This is a genomic window from Puia dinghuensis, from assembly GCF_014642875.1.
GTDB classification, from domain to species: domain Bacteria; phylum Bacteroidota; class Bacteroidia; order Chitinophagales; family Chitinophagaceae; genus Puia; species Puia dinghuensis.
This window is the reverse complement of sequence record NZ_BMJC01000003.1, coordinates 562,305-578,260: the sequence shown is the minus strand read 5'-3', so window position 1 is coordinate 578,260 and position 15,956 is coordinate 562,305. Positions and strand designations below refer to the sequence as shown.

18 protein-coding genes, 1 tRNA gene and 1 riboswitch are annotated in these 15,956 nt (G+C 51.0%); of the genes, 6 read left to right on the top strand and 13 right to left on the bottom strand.

Going from position 1 to position 15,956, the window contains the following annotated elements; translation table 11 throughout:
- The first annotated feature begins 72 nt into the window (after window positions 1-72).
- The gene (gene glgP, locus IEY39_RS15635) at window positions 73-2,616 is read left to right on the top strand and encodes an alpha-glucan family phosphorylase (protein ID WP_188933197.1); all 2,544 of its coding nucleotides are present in this window, start codon (window positions 73-75) and stop codon (window positions 2,614-2,616) included.
- A 4-nt stretch (window positions 2,617-2,620) separates the two neighbouring features.
- On the opposite strand, the gene IEY39_RS15630 is transcribed toward glgP, so the two are convergent.
- From IEY39_RS15630 to IEY39_RS15610, 5 genes are all read right to left on the bottom strand, one after another.
- Complete coding sequence (locus IEY39_RS15630) at window positions 2,621-3,094, bottom strand: hypothetical protein (RefSeq protein ID WP_188933196.1); 474 nt, start codon at window positions 3,092-3,094, stop codon at window positions 2,621-2,623.
- A gap of 19 nt (window positions 3,095-3,113) precedes the next feature.
- On the bottom strand, window positions 3,114-3,479 hold the full coding sequence (locus IEY39_RS15625) for a hypothetical protein (protein WP_188933194.1): 366 nt from the start codon (window positions 3,477-3,479) through the stop codon (window positions 3,114-3,116).
- Window position 3,480: 1 nt separating this feature from the next.
- Entirely contained in the window at window positions 3,481-4,044 is a 564-nt protein-coding gene (locus IEY39_RS15620) for an RNA polymerase sigma factor (RefSeq protein WP_188933192.1), read from the bottom strand.
- Window positions 4,045-4,443 (bottom strand): DUF6249 domain-containing protein, encoded by a 399-nt coding sequence (locus IEY39_RS15615; RefSeq protein WP_188933190.1) that lies wholly within the window; start codon window positions 4,441-4,443, stop codon window positions 4,045-4,047.
- A gap of 83 nt (window positions 4,444-4,526) precedes the next feature.
- Window positions 4,527-5,831, bottom strand: a complete 1,305-nt coding sequence (locus IEY39_RS15610) for a voltage-gated chloride channel family protein (protein WP_188933188.1) — start codon at window positions 5,829-5,831, stop codon at window positions 4,527-4,529.
- A gap of 38 nt (window positions 5,832-5,869) precedes the next feature.
- Window positions 5,870-5,942, bottom strand: a riboswitch (Fluoride riboswitch).
- 65 nt (window positions 5,943-6,007) lie between these two features.
- On the opposite strand from IEY39_RS15610, the gene IEY39_RS15605 reads away from it, so the two are divergent.
- Window positions 6,008-6,081: transfer RNA gene (locus IEY39_RS15605), tRNA-Pro, on the top strand.
- A 188-nt stretch (window positions 6,082-6,269) separates the two neighbouring features.
- On the opposite strand, the gene IEY39_RS15600 is transcribed toward IEY39_RS15605, so the two are convergent.
- From IEY39_RS15600 to IEY39_RS15580, 5 genes are all read right to left on the bottom strand, one after another.
- On the bottom strand, window positions 6,270-6,539 hold the full coding sequence (locus tag IEY39_RS15600; protein WP_188933186.1) for a HepT-like ribonuclease domain-containing protein: 270 nt from the start codon (window positions 6,537-6,539) through the stop codon (window positions 6,270-6,272).
- A 16-nt stretch (window positions 6,540-6,555) separates the two neighbouring features.
- On the bottom strand, window positions 6,556-6,846 hold the full coding sequence (locus IEY39_RS15595) for a nucleotidyltransferase family protein (RefSeq protein WP_188933183.1): 291 nt from the start codon (window positions 6,844-6,846) through the stop codon (window positions 6,556-6,558).
- 127 nt (window positions 6,847-6,973) lie between these two features.
- Window positions 6,974-7,309 carry a nucleotidyltransferase family protein gene (locus tag IEY39_RS30245; protein ID WP_373285466.1) on the bottom strand — a complete coding sequence of 112 codons (336 nt, stop codon included), beginning with the start codon at window positions 7,307-7,309 and terminating at the stop codon, window positions 6,974-6,976.
- Between the two features lie 137 nt (window positions 7,310-7,446).
- On the bottom strand, window positions 7,447-7,719 hold the full coding sequence (locus IEY39_RS15585; protein ID WP_188933179.1) for a hypothetical protein: 273 nt from the start codon (window positions 7,717-7,719) through the stop codon (window positions 7,447-7,449).
- Window positions 7,720-8,101: 382 nt separating this feature from the next.
- Window positions 8,102-8,464, bottom strand: coding sequence for a VOC family protein (locus IEY39_RS15580; protein WP_188933177.1), 363 nt, complete (start codon window positions 8,462-8,464; stop codon window positions 8,102-8,104).
- 142 nt (window positions 8,465-8,606) lie between these two features.
- Between IEY39_RS15580 and IEY39_RS15575 the strand changes: the two genes are divergently transcribed.
- From IEY39_RS15575 to IEY39_RS15560, 4 genes are all read left to right on the top strand, one after another.
- The gene (locus tag IEY39_RS15575; protein ID WP_188933175.1) at window positions 8,607-8,927 is read left to right on the top strand and encodes an ArsR/SmtB family transcription factor; all 321 of its coding nucleotides are present in this window, start codon (window positions 8,607-8,609) and stop codon (window positions 8,925-8,927) included.
- Window positions 8,924-9,424 (top strand): SRPBCC family protein, encoded by a 501-nt coding sequence (locus IEY39_RS15570; protein WP_188933173.1) that lies wholly within the window; start codon window positions 8,924-8,926, stop codon window positions 9,422-9,424. The genes IEY39_RS15575 and IEY39_RS15570 overlap by 4 nt, the downstream gene beginning before the upstream one ends.
- A gap of 14 nt (window positions 9,425-9,438) precedes the next feature.
- Window positions 9,439-10,017, top strand: coding sequence for a dihydrofolate reductase family protein (locus IEY39_RS15565; protein WP_188933171.1), 579 nt, complete (start codon window positions 9,439-9,441; stop codon window positions 10,015-10,017).
- 131 nt (window positions 10,018-10,148) lie between these two features.
- The gene (locus IEY39_RS15560) at window positions 10,149-11,729 is read left to right on the top strand and encodes a glycosyltransferase family 39 protein (RefSeq protein WP_188933170.1); all 1,581 of its coding nucleotides are present in this window, start codon (window positions 10,149-10,151) and stop codon (window positions 11,727-11,729) included.
- 3 nt (window positions 11,730-11,732) lie between these two features.
- Here the strand turns inward: IEY39_RS15560 and IEY39_RS15555 are convergent, their stop codons facing one another.
- The 3 genes from IEY39_RS15555 to IEY39_RS15545 all read right to left on the bottom strand — a co-directional run bounded on the left by IEY39_RS15555 (window position 11,733) and on the right by IEY39_RS15545 (window position 15,954).
- A complete protein-coding gene (locus IEY39_RS15555; protein ID WP_229688929.1) occupies window positions 11,733-12,488 on the bottom strand; it encodes a helix-turn-helix domain-containing protein in 756 nt (251 codons plus the stop codon).
- 102 nt (window positions 12,489-12,590) lie between these two features.
- Complete coding sequence (locus IEY39_RS15550; protein WP_188933165.1) at window positions 12,591-13,562, bottom strand: aldo/keto reductase; 972 nt, start codon at window positions 13,560-13,562, stop codon at window positions 12,591-12,593.
- 91 nt (window positions 13,563-13,653) lie between these two features.
- A complete protein-coding gene (locus IEY39_RS15545) occupies window positions 13,654-15,954 on the bottom strand; it encodes an alpha-L-rhamnosidase-related protein (RefSeq protein WP_188933163.1) in 2,301 nt (766 codons plus the stop codon).
- Window positions 15,955-15,956: the final 2 nt, after the last annotated feature.

Genomic DNA, 15,956 nt, shown 5'->3' with positions numbered 1-15,956 from the left:
CAACATTAAAAACAGGACAGGGATGAACATTCCTTCTAAATGGCTGTATATTCCGAGCAAAATCGTCAAAATATGGAGCACCCAACCATCCACATGAATCCCCATTTCGGTTTTTTGCCTTCGGATGTTGAAGGCATGGACGACCTTGTAGGCCTGGCCCTGGATTTGCGATGGTCATGGAATCATGAAGCCGACGAAGTTTGGCAGGCGCTCGACCCCGACTTATGGGCGATGACCCACAATGCATGGATCGTCCTGCTGACAATGTCCCACGAACAGCTGCGAATCCGGATGGCTGACCCCGCTTTCCGCGGAAAGATTAACGATCTCCTGGAAAAGAGACAACAGGCTGCTGACGAGCCTGCCTGGTTCCAAAAAAAATATTCCGGCTCCGCACTGAAGACAGTGGCCTATTTCAGTATGGAATACATGTTGAGCGAAGCCTTGCCGATCTATGTCGGTGGCCTCGGTAATGTAGCAGGCGATCAGCTGAAGGCGGCTGCCGATCTTGGCGTACCGGTGACAGCAGTTGGCCTTCTTTACCAGCAGGGGTATTTCCGCCAGGAGATCGACCGCAATGGCAACCAGCTGGCTTTGTTCCCTTATAACGATCCCATGCAGTTGCCGATCACGCCCTTACGGCTGCCCAACGGAGAATGGCTAAGGATAAAGGTCACCATCTCCGGATACCCGGTATGGCTGCGAACCTGGCAGGTACAGGTGGGAAGAACAAGACTCTACTTGCTGGACAGCAATGATGCGGCCAATCTTCCCATCTATCGCGGCCTTACGAGCGAAGTATATGGGGGAGGGGAAGAGCTGAGGATAAAACAAGAGATCATATTGGGCATCGGCGGCTGGCGGCTGCTGCGTGCGCTCGGCATCCGGCCCGAGGTCTGTCATATGAACGAAGGGCATGCTGCCTTTCTCGTCCTTGAGCGGGCCGGTGATTTTATGAAGGAGACGGGCGTCAGCTTCGAGGAGGCCCTGGCGGTGACCCGCGCGGGCAACCTGTTCACGACACATACTGCCGTTGCGGCGGGTTTCGATCACTTTAACCCATCCCTGGTAGGCCAATACCTCGGCTCCTATGCCTGGGAAGAGCTGCACCTTAGCTTCGATGCGTTGATGGCGCTGGGCCGCGAAAATCCCAATGATCATGGCGAAAGTTTTAATATGGCCTGGCTCGCCGTACGCGGCAGCGGTGCGGTGAATGGCGTCAGTCAGCTGCATGGGAAGGTAAGCCAGCAGCTGTTTCAATCGTTGTTCCCCCGCTGGCCAAGAGTCGAAGTTCCTGTCGGTTCGGTGACCAATGGGGTTCATATGCCAAGCTGGGACAGTTCTTTTTCTGAGGAGGTATGGACCCATGCCTGTGGCCAGGACGCCTGGAAGGGGGGCCTGGAAGGGATGGAACAGAGCATCTCCTGTGTACCCGACGAATTCCTGTGGGAGATGCGCAACCGGTCAAAGGATACCCTTGTTCGTTATATGCGCGACCGGCTCGCAAGACAATGGTCCGTAGCCGGCTATCCCGCCGACATCGTAGAAGCGGCCCGGCATATCTTCGATCCCGCCGTTCTCACCCTCAGCTTCGCCCGGCGTTTTGTTCCCTACAAACGTCCCTTTCTCCTCCTGCACGACGAACAACGGCTCATCCGTATCCTGACAAATCCCGACCGGCCCGTACAGCTGATCCTTGCCGGGAAGACCTCTCCCGCCGATGAAAGCGGAAAGGCATTGATCCGGCAATGGATTCAATTCATCGAAAGGTATAGGCTCTACCGGCACGTTGTCTTTATAAGCGATTACGACATGCTGCTGACGGAGAACCTGGTGCGGGGTGTGGATGTATGGCTCAATACGCCCCGGCGTCCATGGGAAGCCAGCGGCACCAGCGGTATGAAGGTATTGGTCAATGGCGGGATCAATGTCTCCGAACTGGATGGCTGGTGGGTTGAAGCCTACACCCCCGAAGTAGGCTGGGCTCTCGGCGATGGAAAGGAACATGGGGATGACCCCGCCTGGGATGCGGAAGAAGCGAATGCCCTATATAATATACTCGAGCAGCAGCTGATCCCCGAATTCTATACCCGTAACGAACGAGGTATCCCGGAGAAATGGGTACACCGGATGCGGAAAAGCATGTCGACCCTCACCCCTCAATTTTCGGCCAACCGAACGGTGCGGGAGTATACGGAAAAATATTATCTGCCTGCCGCGGCAAAATACCTGCAACGCGCGGAAGAAAAAGGCGCCGCGGGCAGCCGCATCGTCGCCAGCCACCGTGAACTTGCAGCTAAATGGGACGGGATCCATTTTGGTGCAGAGCAATCCATCCACGCTGATGGCGGCTACGTGTTTGGGATACCCGTAGGACTCAACGGCATCGATCCCGCAAAAGTGGTCGTTGAATTGTATGCGGATAGTAAGGATGGCGGCGAACCCGAGAAGATCGTGATGCAACGTCAGGAGGCGCCTCCGGCTGATGGGCTGCCCGTCTACTCGGCTAAGGTGCAAACCTCCCGCCCCGCCAGCGATTATACCATTCGGGTCATCCCCGCTTATGAGGACATTTCCTCGCCGTTGGAGGATACCCTTATCCGTTGGCAACGGTAAAAGCCTAGGATATATTCTGTATCGATTCTTCCATTTCGTTGCGCAGATCGGTGAAATAGACGGGAAAGAAGAAAAGGGTATAGAGGTAGTTGACAACGGAGACAAGCAAAAAGATGATAAGGGCAAGGGCGACTGCTATTGCATTGAACCCCACGGTAATGACAATCGCCAGCCCGCATATTCCAGCCAGCGCACCACCCAACCCCATGATCCGTGAGAGATCGCCTTCCAGGAAAACCTGGTATTCGCTGTCGGTGTCCTGGATCAGGATCTTGCCGGAGGTGAAACAGAAATACTGGTTGCCAAAGCGCCCTCCGCCAAAGGCCAACGGCCGGTTACGGAAATAAATAGCATCCTCCCCCACGGTGATATTGGGGACACGTTGGTATTCCAGTTCCTGCTGGTAAAAGTCAAGCAGCATCGCTTTCGAGGCCGCGGGATTCTGCGCTTTAATAAAAGTGGTCGACGTGCGGAACATGGCAATGGAAAGATAAGAACTATCCTGCCTTTATTCTTGCTATTTGGCGAAAAACATACACTGCGATCAGCGGAATGAAGAAATAGCTATATTCCAGTAGCCCGGCGATCTTGGCGCCAAGGTTTTCTGTCATTTGGCCCACTGCCGGGACAACGGTGACGGCCTTCCCCGAGCCCCCGGGGAAAAAGGACTGGGCTGCGGCTATTACTACAAGCGAGATCGCCACAAACCGAAGCAGTCCGGAAAGGGCGGCTCGTCTTTTGGCCCGTTTATTCGCAATCGCCATGATGTTATCCATCACCCGCAATTCCAGTCCGTGCGGTGCGGCGTCCCGCCCGCTCATTCGCAGTATCTCCCGGGTTTTATCATGGTCTTGATCCATCATCTTATATCATGTTTAGTTCGATATTCAATAGTTTGCTGAGGATACCATACATCTTTCTGCGGGCCCTGTGCAGTTTCATTTTTATGTTATCCTTACTGATGCCGGTGATCACTGCTATCTCGCTCAGCGGCTGCTCTTCGAGATAATAGAGGGTCAATATGATCTTGTCTTCCGGCGCCATCCTTTGCAGGGCCTGGTCGATGTATTTTGTCTGGTCCTGTTTTGTCAGCCCGTTGTAGCAGGATTCGACTTCTTCAAACCGGCCTTCCGCTAATTCTATCTCTTCATAGAGTATAGTGCGTTTTCTCTTTTTAACCCGTGTGAGCGAATTATTCACTACGATCCGGAACAGCCAGGTAGAGAATTTCGAGTCTCCCCTGAAGGTCTTTATTTGCCTGAACGCCTGAACAAAAGCGTCCTGAACGGCTTCTTCGGCATCCTGTTGATTCTCCAGGATGCGGATCGCGATGGAAAAGGCAAGGTCCTTGTATTCGGTCACAAAATATGCGAACCTGGCCGGCTGTCCATCGACGATCTGTTGGATATAGCGGTATTCCTGGTCCACTTAAGCGTGTTGATCACCTGATGCTTTGTGGTAAAGCGAGAAAATGATCAACCCGATGCCGCTAAAGAGAACACCCAGGGAATTGGTCAGGACAATGCGGTCCCATTTTGTTATAAGATACAACATATATCCCAAAAAGATGCCCAGTCCCATGCCGGCAAGTAATAGCCCCCAGAGCATGGGGTCCTGGCCAACGCCCTTGGATTCTTTGAAGATTATTGTGGGGTCGACCCCTTTTTCGAGCATAGCCATGCGCTCTTTATTCCTGATGTCCAGCTTGGCTAATTTTTCTTTCATCGCCCAGGGGACTGAGACGGCGATGGCGATACCGCCGATGGCCAGGCCGCCGACTACAGCGACGCCGCCGATGACGAGGCCGATTAATTGTTCCGTTTGCATGATTATGAGTTTATTGGTTGTGCGAAATTGCATTAACCTAAATTGGACACTCGTTGAAAACGGACGGTAACCGGCCCGTGCAATTATTTTTTCCGCATCCCGCCCCTTCGGGCATCCACCACCTTGGCAACTCCCACGCGCTGAGCGGTATAGATGCCGGAGTGGCCGCTGAAATAATACGCAGTAAAACAGGCTACGGCGTAATACAGCACATGATCAGCGCCGAACAATTCCACCCCCATCAGGGTGCAGGCGATGGGGGTGTTGGTAGCCCCGGCAAAAACGCCGATGAATCCGAGTCCTGCCATCAGGTCGACGGGGGCTCCGCTAAGCAGTGCAATGGTATTGCCGAGTGCCGCTCCAATAAAGAACAGTGGGGTCACTTCCCCGCCCTTGAAGCCGGTGCCAAGGGTTATTGCTGTAAAGAGCAGCTTCCAGAACCAGCTGAAATAAGTGGCGCCGCCGGCATGGAAGCAGGAAGGGATTGTCACCGAACCGGGGTTTTTTCCTGCCACGCCGAGGCCGAGATAGTCCTCTGTTTGCAGCGCATAGGTCAGTCCGATGATAAGAAGGCCACCGGCTACAGGGATCAGCCATTTGGTTTTGATCAGCCGGTTGCTATACTTTTTGATGCCGTGCGAGGTCTCGGCAAAGGCCATTCCCGCCAGTCCGAAGGCCACACCTGCAAGGATAACTTTGGCGAGAAGAAAGAGGTCGAAGTGGAAGAAGAAGGTTGTCCCTGTTTCGGCGAAATGAATATGGTAGGCTGTATGGTGAATGCCCCAGGCGCCGCAGACAATATCCGCCAGCACGCTGGCCATAAAACAAGGCATTAGAGCGTCGTACTGGATGCGGCCGAGCGCCAGCACTTCCAGCGCAAAGATGGCGCCTGTCACCGGCGTTCCGAATACTGCACCGAAGCCCGCCGCTATCCCGGTCATCAGCAAGGTCCGCGTATCTTCCCGCGACAGGTTGAGCTTGCGGGCAAACAGATTTGCAAGGCTGCCACCAATTTGAACGGCGGTTCCCTCCCGTCCGGCCGACCCGCCAAACAAGTGGGTGATCACCGTCGTCAGCAGCACCAGTGGCGCCATCCGCGCCGGCACTCCGCCTCCCGGTTCGTGGATCTCGTCGATGATCAGGTTGTTACCTGCCTCCGAGTTCTTGCCCAGGTATTTATACAACACGTAAATGAAGATGCCCGCCAGGGGAAGGAGAAAAAGCATCCAGGGGTTAGCAAAGCGGAATTGGGTGGCCTCATCCAGCAGGCACAGGAACAGTGCGACCAGTGACCCCACCGTCAGGGCTACGGGGATAACCAAAAGGGTCAAGCGAAAAAGGTAGGAAAGGATAGAAAACTGTTCAAACGCGATCTTGTGTTGCTTCATGCCTACAAATTATCTATTATATCAATAGTGAATATTAATAATTCGTAGGCGCCATCGTCCCTCTCTCATGCAGGGCGGTTGATAAGGTGGAACACCATCACCTTGGCCGCAAAAATAGCTATATATTCTGAACTAGGCAATTCCGCTATAAATCCCTATTTTTGCCGCTCGTTACCCGGGAAGTAGCGCAGGCCGGTAGCGCACCTGGTTTGGGACCAGGGGGTCGCAGGTTCGAATCCTGTCTTCCCGACGAACAAGAAGCCCGCAGCGAATGCTGCGGGTTTTGTTTTTCCGGAAGCGTGGAGAACTTGTTCTCCTAAGCGGACGGGAAAACAAAACCGTTCCGACGAAGTCGGGACGGGGCTTCTTGGGTAATAAGGAGGGTAAAAGGATCACCGGAGGTAATCCTGTCTTCCCGACCAACTTCTGAAACCCGCTCTAGGAGCGGGTTTCAACTTTTATCCCTTTCTTTTGAAATAGTAATTTATTGACTTCCATGATGTTCCTGAAATCTTTCACTTCCCGCCAGTCAACAGAAGGATATTTATCCCTGAAAGGCTTGTCGATTCTTGCAACTGCTTCTCCAATGATTAAAAAATTCCGTTCTACGGCGTGCTTGGTTTTAAGATCACCCAAGTACATGTCAAAAGTTATACCTCTTGTAAAATCCTTTATGTTGCCGATAGCTTCGAGAATATCCTGAAGCAATGACGGGATATCTCTTTCAGACTTGAATCAGGCTTTTTTCCACGAAAGGAAGATAACGGGGCTTGATAGCCCGGCGGGAAACAAGATCAATTTTTTGTTTGAATAGGTCCTCTAATTCGTGCGCTAATTTGATAAACCCGATCCCGATGCGACCATTAAAATCAACCAGTATATCAATATCGCTTTTTTCATTGTAGTCTCCGCGAGCGTAGGAGCCAAATAACCCCAATTCAGAAATAGGATAACGCCCTTGCAATTCAGGCTTTTTCCGGCTGAGTAAGTCTAATATTTGCTCCTTAGTGTACATATAGCAAACTTACAAAAAAACGATCGTCCAAGTAAATGGAGAGATTCAATCCGCACTGCGCCCCGAATCGGGAGATCCCTGCCATTGGCGCCGTCAATGGCGGTCATATAGTACCCGGTGGAGAAAATCAACTTGCGACAGAGACATATTGCACGGTTTTCAAAATGTGTGGACCAATATAGGGGCTTAAGGATTGAGTAGTCACCAACTCTACCTTCTTGCCAAATAAGTCTTCGAGAAAATGGTTAAGCGACAAAAAATTATTGAACGTTTTTTTGTCTTTTTGAATATCCACGAGCAAGTCAATATCACTATTGGGCGTCATCTCGTTCCTTACATAGGAGCCGAATAACCCAATTCGATTAACTCCATATAGAGCTAACCGTTGCTTATTGGCTGAAAGCATGTTAAGTATGGTATCCCTATGTAAGGCATTATTCATAAGACAAAAATAATCAACTATTTGTCATTTTAAATATTGGTAAATCAATCGCTTATGCTTGTTTCGGCCTTTTCAGGAAATCGAGTCTCTCCTAGATGATGTTACGTTAATTTGCGAAGGATTGGTTGCTTTGCTCCCCTTGCTTTTCTTGCTAAGAGCTAGCGATTGGGAAACTTCTCCTTCAAAATCACCTCGATCAATCCTCGCAGCACCCCCGCATTCCAGTCGTCCAGGAACACAAATGCCCGGTAATTTTTGGGAGCTTCCTCTGAATATAGCGTATAATAATGCCAGTATCGCTTGGTCCCAAGGAAATTCCAGCTGATCCGGCCTGCCTTCTCATCGAACAGAACCCCCTGGCTGTTTAGGCTTACTCCAAGCAGTTCCACCGGCTGACCGTCGCGGAATTGTTCGAGATATTTCCTGGTCATATCGTGGAAAAAATGCCGGAATAGCCCATTGACAATTGCCAGATATTTCTGCTCTAATAGCTTAAGCCTTACCCGATATACGGACTTGAGCCTAATCTTAATGACCTTCCCCGAGACATCTCGGACATCGATACAATAGATCCTCCCTATCCGAAACCGATATCCCCGGATTGGCTTCACGCCATAACGCAACCCTTCGACCTCCGTTCTCAAAAATCGAGTCGCCGCCACAGATACCTGATCTTGATCATCGAACTCTATATATTCCGAATTGATAACGAGTAGACGCGGCCGGTCTAGAATCGTAGACCGGACGGTAAATTCCAGCCTTTCGTTATAATCTGCCTTTTCCATTGCAGACCAAGATACGGACAAAACACTTCTACCATTGTTGAACCCTGATTCCGATTTGCCCATCCAGCATCGCAAACTCCCTTGCACCCCAGGGCCTCAGAGTAACTTCCTTAAGATTCGGATGCAACAGTTCGGGGAATTTCGCGGCGACCTTTGCATAAACCTCATCAATATTGTAAGTCACGAGCCGGATCTCGGGGTGTTCTTTTTCGGCGTACTCTGCATTCTGGAAGAGCATGATGCTCAGGCTGTCTTTGTTGACTACACAGAAGGGGTTGTTGGTTTGTAGTTCGTCATGGCCAATGGTGAATTCAAGGCAGTCAATAAAGGTTTTAAGGGCTATTTGGATGTCTTCGTAGAAGATACTTGGAACAACTTTGGTGAAGTGCATGGTTTTTACTTTTGATGGTGGCGACCTTTTCAAGTAAAGATACCGTCAAGCACCGTCGACAAATTCCCCGTCAAAAAAAAAATTTGCGCAGCCGATCGGTTTCGCATATATTTGCAACTGATCGGCTTCATATTCAAAATTCATGAGACGCGACATTTTTCAAGCCATTGCAGACCCCACCCGACGAGCAATCCTCGTCCTGATCGCCGTGCAGGCAATGACCCCCAATGCCATTGCGGAGCACTTCGACATCACCCGCCAGTCCATATCCCGGCACTTGCGCATCCTGTCCGAATGCGACCTCCTTGCCCAAAAGCAAGAAGGCAGGGAGATCTATTATGAACTAAAAATCGATAAAATGAAGGAAATCGATATCTGGCTCGACCAGTTCCGGAAGATCACGGAAGAAGGATTCCAACGACTCGATCACGTATTGTTCACACTAAAAAATAAGAAAAAATGAACCTGTTATTTGATTTCACCGCAGACAAAGCCACCAAAACCATCCGCATTACGCGGGAATTTGCCGCCGACCTCGATCTCGTCTGGGACGCCTTTACAAAACCAGAGATCCTGAGCCAGTGGACCGCTCCCAAACCCTATAGGGCCTACATAAAGGAGATGGACTTCCGGGAAGGAGGGCGTTGTTTAACTGCCATGATCTCCCCAGAGAATGTCTACCATTGGTCTTTAGCAGAGTATATTAAGATCGAACCCAAATCCAGTTTCTCATCGAGGAATTCCTTTTGCGATGAAAACGGAAAGAACCTCAATAATGCCTCTTCCTTGACCACAACTTCCTTTAAGGCCGGAGGGGAGACAACCACGGTTTACGTTGAAAAAATATTCGATGACCTTTCCGTCCTTGAAATGATGGTCACAAAGGGCTTCAAAGAAGGCACTGCTGCAGGATTCGCCAATCTGGACGAATATTTACTCTCCCTGGTCACCAGCAAATAACAAACAAATCCGTTATGCGAAAGTTACAGATGAAGATGTCGATCTCGGCCGACGGTTTTGTCGCCGGCGTCAATGGGGAGAAGGACTGGGTCTTCAAGACCGGGGATGAGCAATCCAAGGCCTGGCTCGTCGGGCAAACCTGGGATGCAGGGCTGATTATCATGGGCAGGAAGTCGTTCGAGAATATGGCGCCTTACTGGCCGACTTCGACCGATCCGTTTGCCGCTCCGATGAACGAGATACCCAAGGCCGTCTTTACCAAAAAAGGATTTAAAGGCATCGATCCGGGGCATGAGCCGTCGCCCGCCGCAGCTTCCTGGGCGAATGCGCGGGTCTTTGGCGGCGATCTTGCCGAAGGGATCAGGGAACTCAAAGCCGGTGAGGGGAAACCGATCTCCGCTATTGGGGGCGCCGGATTTATGCGGAGCCTGATAGCGACAGGGCTTGTCGACGAATACCGTCTGGTTATCCATCCGGTGGTATTGGGCGCCGGACTGCCGATATTCGATGGTCTTGCAAAGCCACTCTACCTGAAGTTGGTCGATGTCAAGGTTTTCCCGGGAGGAGTCGTAGTACACACTTACGGTATATAAGGTTTATAATGCCTTGGCAGAGGATGCAGTAATTGTGCAGTCACAGGGACCAAAACAGCCGGAGGGCACCGATTTTGTGCCTATGGTCAAAATTTCTCGTGTATGCGCCCCGATCTTTTTACCTTTTTCCCATGAAACCCACCCGTCTCCTCTATCTCCTTGCCCTGATCAAGCTGATCTTACCCTTTTTCCTTCAGAACCCTGTTTGGGACCCCCACCGCGATGAATTCCTTTACCTTGCGGAGGCGCGCCACATGGCCTGGGGCTACATGGAGGCGCCGCCTCTCCTCTCGGTCTTCGCCTGGCTGACGAACCTGCTGGGTGGCGGGATGTGGGCGATCAAGATATGGCCTTCCCTGGCGGGCGCGCTGACGTACGTCCTCGTGGGCCGGCTGGTGCTTCACCTCGGCGGCCGTTGGTTCGCCTTGGTCCTAGCCTGGATGCCCTTCGTGGCCGGTGCCTGGCTCCGGATGCATTTCCTCTTCCAACCGAATTTTTTGGATATATTCTGCTGGACGGCGATGGCCTATGGATTGATCAGGTTTCAACAGACTGGAAAGCCCCTATACCTCTACGTTGCAGGCGTCAGCTTCGGCCTTGGCATGCTCGGTAAGTACACTATGGCCTTCTACGCCACCGGGCTGCTGGCCGGCCTCCTTCTCGTTTGGGACAAAAAGTTTTTTACCAACCGCCATTTCTATTATGCCATCGGCCTGGGCTTCCTGCTCTTCCTACCGAACTTCCTCTGGGAGGCCCGTCACGGCTTCCCGGTCGTCTACCACATGAAGACCCTCCAGGATAACCAGCTGCAGTACCTGAGTCCCTGGGCTTTCCTGACGGACCAACTGCTGTACAATGTGGCCACCCTCTTTACCTGGGTGACCGGTCTCGTCTGGGCAGCGCGCACGAAACAATACCGTTTCATCGCCTTGGCGTTCTTCGTCACACTCGCACTCCTGATGATAGGCCACGGGAAAAGCTATTACTCGCAAGGGGTCTACCCGGTGCTGTTCGCATTCGGCGCCCCCCGGCTGGAAGCCTGGGCGAACAAATGGTGGAAAATTGGGATGCTTGCCTTCAGCCTCTTCATTGGCATCCGACTGGTCCCCCTCCTTCTTCCCTTCAAGGCCCCGGCTCCCCTGGCCGAATACTACGTCGATCACCCTCTGGCCCGTAAAGTGGGGGCCCTCCGCTGGGAGGACCTTCGGGACCATTCCCTGCCGCAGGACTTCGCGGATATGTTGTCCTGGGAAGAGATGACCCAAAAGGTGGCCAGGGCCTATGCGTCCCTCGACAGCACGGAGAAGGCTCACACGCTGCTGTTCTGCGACAATTACGGTGAAGCGGGGGCCGTGAACTATTATGGTCCGAAGTACCATCTGCCACCGGCGTACAGCAACAATGCCAGTTTCCTCTACTGGATGCCCCCGGACTTCGACCGGTTCGACGTACTCCTGCTCGTCACGGACGACAAGCAGGAAATGCAGCACTCCTTCATGAAAGAGTTCAAAGCGGTGCGGCTGGTGGACAGCATCACGAACCCCTACGCGCGCGAGGACGGCTCGCTGATCATCCTGATGAAGGGACCCAGCGATGCACTCCGGAAAGCATTCAGGGATAAAATCGACAAGGACAAACTGAAGACCACTGCACAGGGGGCCGTCCAGACCCTGAAGCCCAACGCCCTGGAGAAAGGCGGCGGCATGCACTGAACCCTATGACAACCATTCGGTGGGCGCCTTGCCGAACTTTTTCTTAAAAGAATGCGAGAAATGAGAGAGGCTTTCAAATCCTAAGTCGAGGTAGATGGCAGATGGTTTCTTGTTCTTTTTTTCTATAAGATGGCGGGCCTCCGTCAGCCGTTTTTCCTGTAGCCACTGCCGGGGTGATGTGCCGAATGTTTTTTGGAAGTCACGCTTAAACCCAGCAAGGCTTCTCCCCGTGAGTTGTGCAAATTTTTCAACAGGAACGTTGAAATGAAAATTGCCGAGCATGAATTTTTCCAGATCGATCTTAAAGGGTTCGGAAAAGTCGAATAAAAATTCCTTAAGCCCGGGCATGGCATGCAGCAATAATTTCACCCCTTCTTTCACTTTTAGGATGCCCAAGGCAGTCGTTATCTTTTCTTCGGGATTGCGGACATAGGGTATCACGGATTGGAAATAGCCATGTAGAAAATCGTTTCCGGGAATAAGAATGTTGGGTTGACCGGTGTATTTTTGTGGTAGATCTATTTGCTCCTCCAAGGCGATCTTCCTGAGCAGTTCTTCTTGCAGGCAAATGACAATGGTTTGATAGTCCTCATTGGGAAGAGGTGTTTTGGTAATTTGCCCCAGCTGATTTTTACGTATCAGCAACATCTCGCCCCGTCTCATCGAGACCTTTTGGCAGGAAGTTTCCAGCGTAAATTGCCCCGAAACCTGCAATACCAGGATACTATGCCGAAGAAAGCATGCTTTCTCCTTATGCATTGACGAAAGGAAAGAGTAAAAGATGATTCCCGGGACTACTTCGGTTGGATTTGTCACTACGCAAAGGTATATAAATTCGGGTTTTAGCCGGGACCGGATTATCTACCGCTGCAGGTACGTGCCACCGGCTATCGCACCTTGCGCAAAATGGGTATTCAGGGTATTCATCTCTTCCGCAGTGAAAGTGATCCCCATCGCTCGCATATTTTCCGGCAACCGTGACCTCCGGCTCATACTCACCAATGGCATGATATCATCGCCTTGTGCATTTACCCAGGCGATCGCCAATTGTGCCGGGGTGTATCCTTTTTCCTGTGCCATTGTCCTTAATGCTTCAACTTTCTCCAGGTTCTTTATCAGATTTTCTCCCTGAAATCGCGTGAAATGGTTGCGGTAGTCATTGGCAGGTACAGGCGCTTTCAACTCACCGGTGAGCAGTCCTTCGGCCGTATTGGCAAATGCTACCACTGCAATTCCCAGTTCTTTTGCCGTGGGGAGGAGCTCCCGTTCTATCTCCCGGTCGGCCAACGAATAGCCTATTTCCAATGCTGTTACAGGATATATGCTATGGGCCTTGCGCAGTTGTGCTGCGTTTATTTCAGACACCCCAAGATAACGCACCTTTCCTTCTTTGATCAGGTCGGCGACAGTTCCTATCACGTCTTCCACCGGAACGGCATTATCCAATCTGCATGGCTGATAAAGATCAATGGTCTCTACGCCCAAACGCACCAATGAATAGTTGATGAAGTTCTTAATGGATAGGGGACGCAGGTCCAATCCGCGGAATTGACCGCCGTAGATGATCCCGCCAAACTTGACACTTAGGAAGGCATCGTCCCTTCTGCCTTTGATGGCTTTGCCTACAAGCAGTTCATTGTGGCCGTAGCCGTAAAAGTCCCCGGTGTTGAGGAAATCAATGCCGCTGTCCAATGCCATCCGGATGGTCGCAATACTTTCATCTTCATCTTTTACCGGAGAGCTCCAGGCGGATGACATGCGCATACATCCTAATCCGAGCTTAGACACGAGTGGACCATTTTTGCCGAGTGCTATCTTTGTTATTGTTGCCATTGCTGTTATTTTTTGGATTACCAACACAAAGATCGGCGATCGTGCCCCACGGCTGATTTCCTATATGGCTCAATTTACTTGTCTGGATGGCTCACCGGCCGTAGGCCGGGGCCTTATAAACTTCAAAATAATGTCTTCCGGCACTCACGCCGCGTAGCTGACAGTAACCTTCCTTACAATCCGCTTTGACAACATGCCCATCCATCTTTATTATCGTTTTCTCCGAACCAAAAGGAAGGTATACCCGACCCACGGTATTACCGGGCAAAATAAGCTGAAGGCAGAAACTGTCTCGTTTGTTTTCAAACCACTCCTCGACATCTCCCCGTATTGTTCGATATTTCAGCGTTGCATGTTCAACTAAACCCGGGTGTGGTTTGATCTGCACTTCTCCAAAGCCCGGCGTTAATGGTTCGATACCCGCAAAGTGTCTGACAATATAGTTTGCCGGAGCTGTACCCCAGGCATGACACCAATCCTGGTTAGGCTTGTATTGCTGCCCCCATGCTTCCATCGTCATGGACGCGCCTTCGCGAATCATGTTGAACCAGCTTCTTTTCTCTGTGGAGGTCAATAGCTTTAGCGCATAATCCGAATCGTTGACTCTTGCAAGTCCGTCCAACAGGAACTGAGCGCCATAAACACTGCAGGCCATACCGCGGGAATGTATAAAAGATAACACCGGAGCCATTTTTTCCTTCGGCACCAACCCGAACACAAGTGCAAAGAAGTTGGCATGTAACGAACTATGCCCGGCGCCTTCTCCATCCAATACCAGGTTTGTCCGGGCATCGAAAAATGTACGCTGGAATGCACTCCGTACCCGGACTGCTTCATGGCTGTAGTAGTTGGCATTGGGGAGGTTACCCAGTGCCATCGCCAACTTTCCCATCACTTCCAACCCGGCATAATACCAGGCATTGACAACCGCATTATAATCCGTAAAAACGAAGCCATCTGTTTCTCCCATTCCCGATCTCGGTCCATTGAAATTGGGAGGAGGCCAGTCTACAATATCTTTTAGCTGCGTACTGGAATAAAAGGGCGTAAAATGGATAGACTTCAAAAATTCCGGTGTCTGTTTACCTGTAAGCGTACTGATGAGCCCATCTGGCCTCGCCAGACTTCCCAGTAATTTATGCTTCAGCTGAGGATATAGCTTTCTTACCAGCCTCAGGTCTCCTGAATAAAGGTAGTCGTTCCATGCAATGAGGATATTCTGTAAAGACCATTCGGTAGGCCATGTAGGATGGTATATGAGATAATCAAGCGTTCTCTCAGCCATCAAAAACCCGGCATCAGAAGCATAATGAGAAAGCTGAGTAATCAATGCGTCTGCTTCATAAGGAATGCGTTCGCGATCGCCATCTACATAATACCCCGAAAACGAAGTAGCTTTTATCGTATACTTGCACAGGTTCCAGATCTTGTTTAAACCCGTATCCGAACTCGTAAAAGTGGTTGATCCATCATCAAAATCACTGGCGACCAGATAGCGTGAAACACTGTCGATCGTATACCTTCCCGACACGCTGGCGACCTCGGCGTATCGGAAGGGAAGCACCTCGCCAATGTCTGCGGGCATCAATACAGCACTCTTTGCCGTATTTCTCTTATCGGGTTGAATCGCCGGTTCGTAGGAGTGCTGCCCCTGTTGGAGCGGAATGCTGATCACTCTATACCGGACCGAACCAGGCGGAGCTCTATTAACATGTCCATCAGGTGTAAGCGCTTCGCCCAGGTGAATAACAAGCGTATCACTAGCGTTCCGGGAATTAACGGACAACCTTGGCTGACTGAAACCGTCCTTACCAAAGTCATATAAGACATTGCAGGCATCAAGCCGATCGGTCTTCTCCGGTTGTTGAAGTGTTTTGACCAATACAAAAGAAGGCAGGCTAAAATCTTCCAATTGCTTTCCGGTGCAAAATGCCTGGATGGCGGAATAACGGCTGGCTTTACCACCGCTGCCCCAGGTCCGAACCTTCCAGTAGTAGATCGTAGAGGGCTGCAATGCAGAGCCCTTATATAAAACGCCAATACTGCTGCTGCTTTTTTGGCGTCCGGAGTTCCATATATCTGGTGAATCACTCAGCAGTAACGCTGTACGGCTTGCCACCTCGATCTGATAAGCAGATTGACAGGACGCTGAAACATCCCATGAAAACGTTGGAAAGCGACTATTCACACGACAGAATTCCCATCTTTCACCAGATAGGAGTGCTTGTTCCAGGGACAGATCGGTTCTTGAACCATGATCATACACCCGCTCAGGATCTCGTAAAAGATCAACTCTTAGTGAGAAAGGGGCGGATTTTTCCTGTGTGTAGGAGGATAACCAGGAAAACGCAAACAGTAAAAAGGCAGATAAAACTTTCAAAGGAATTGACATGG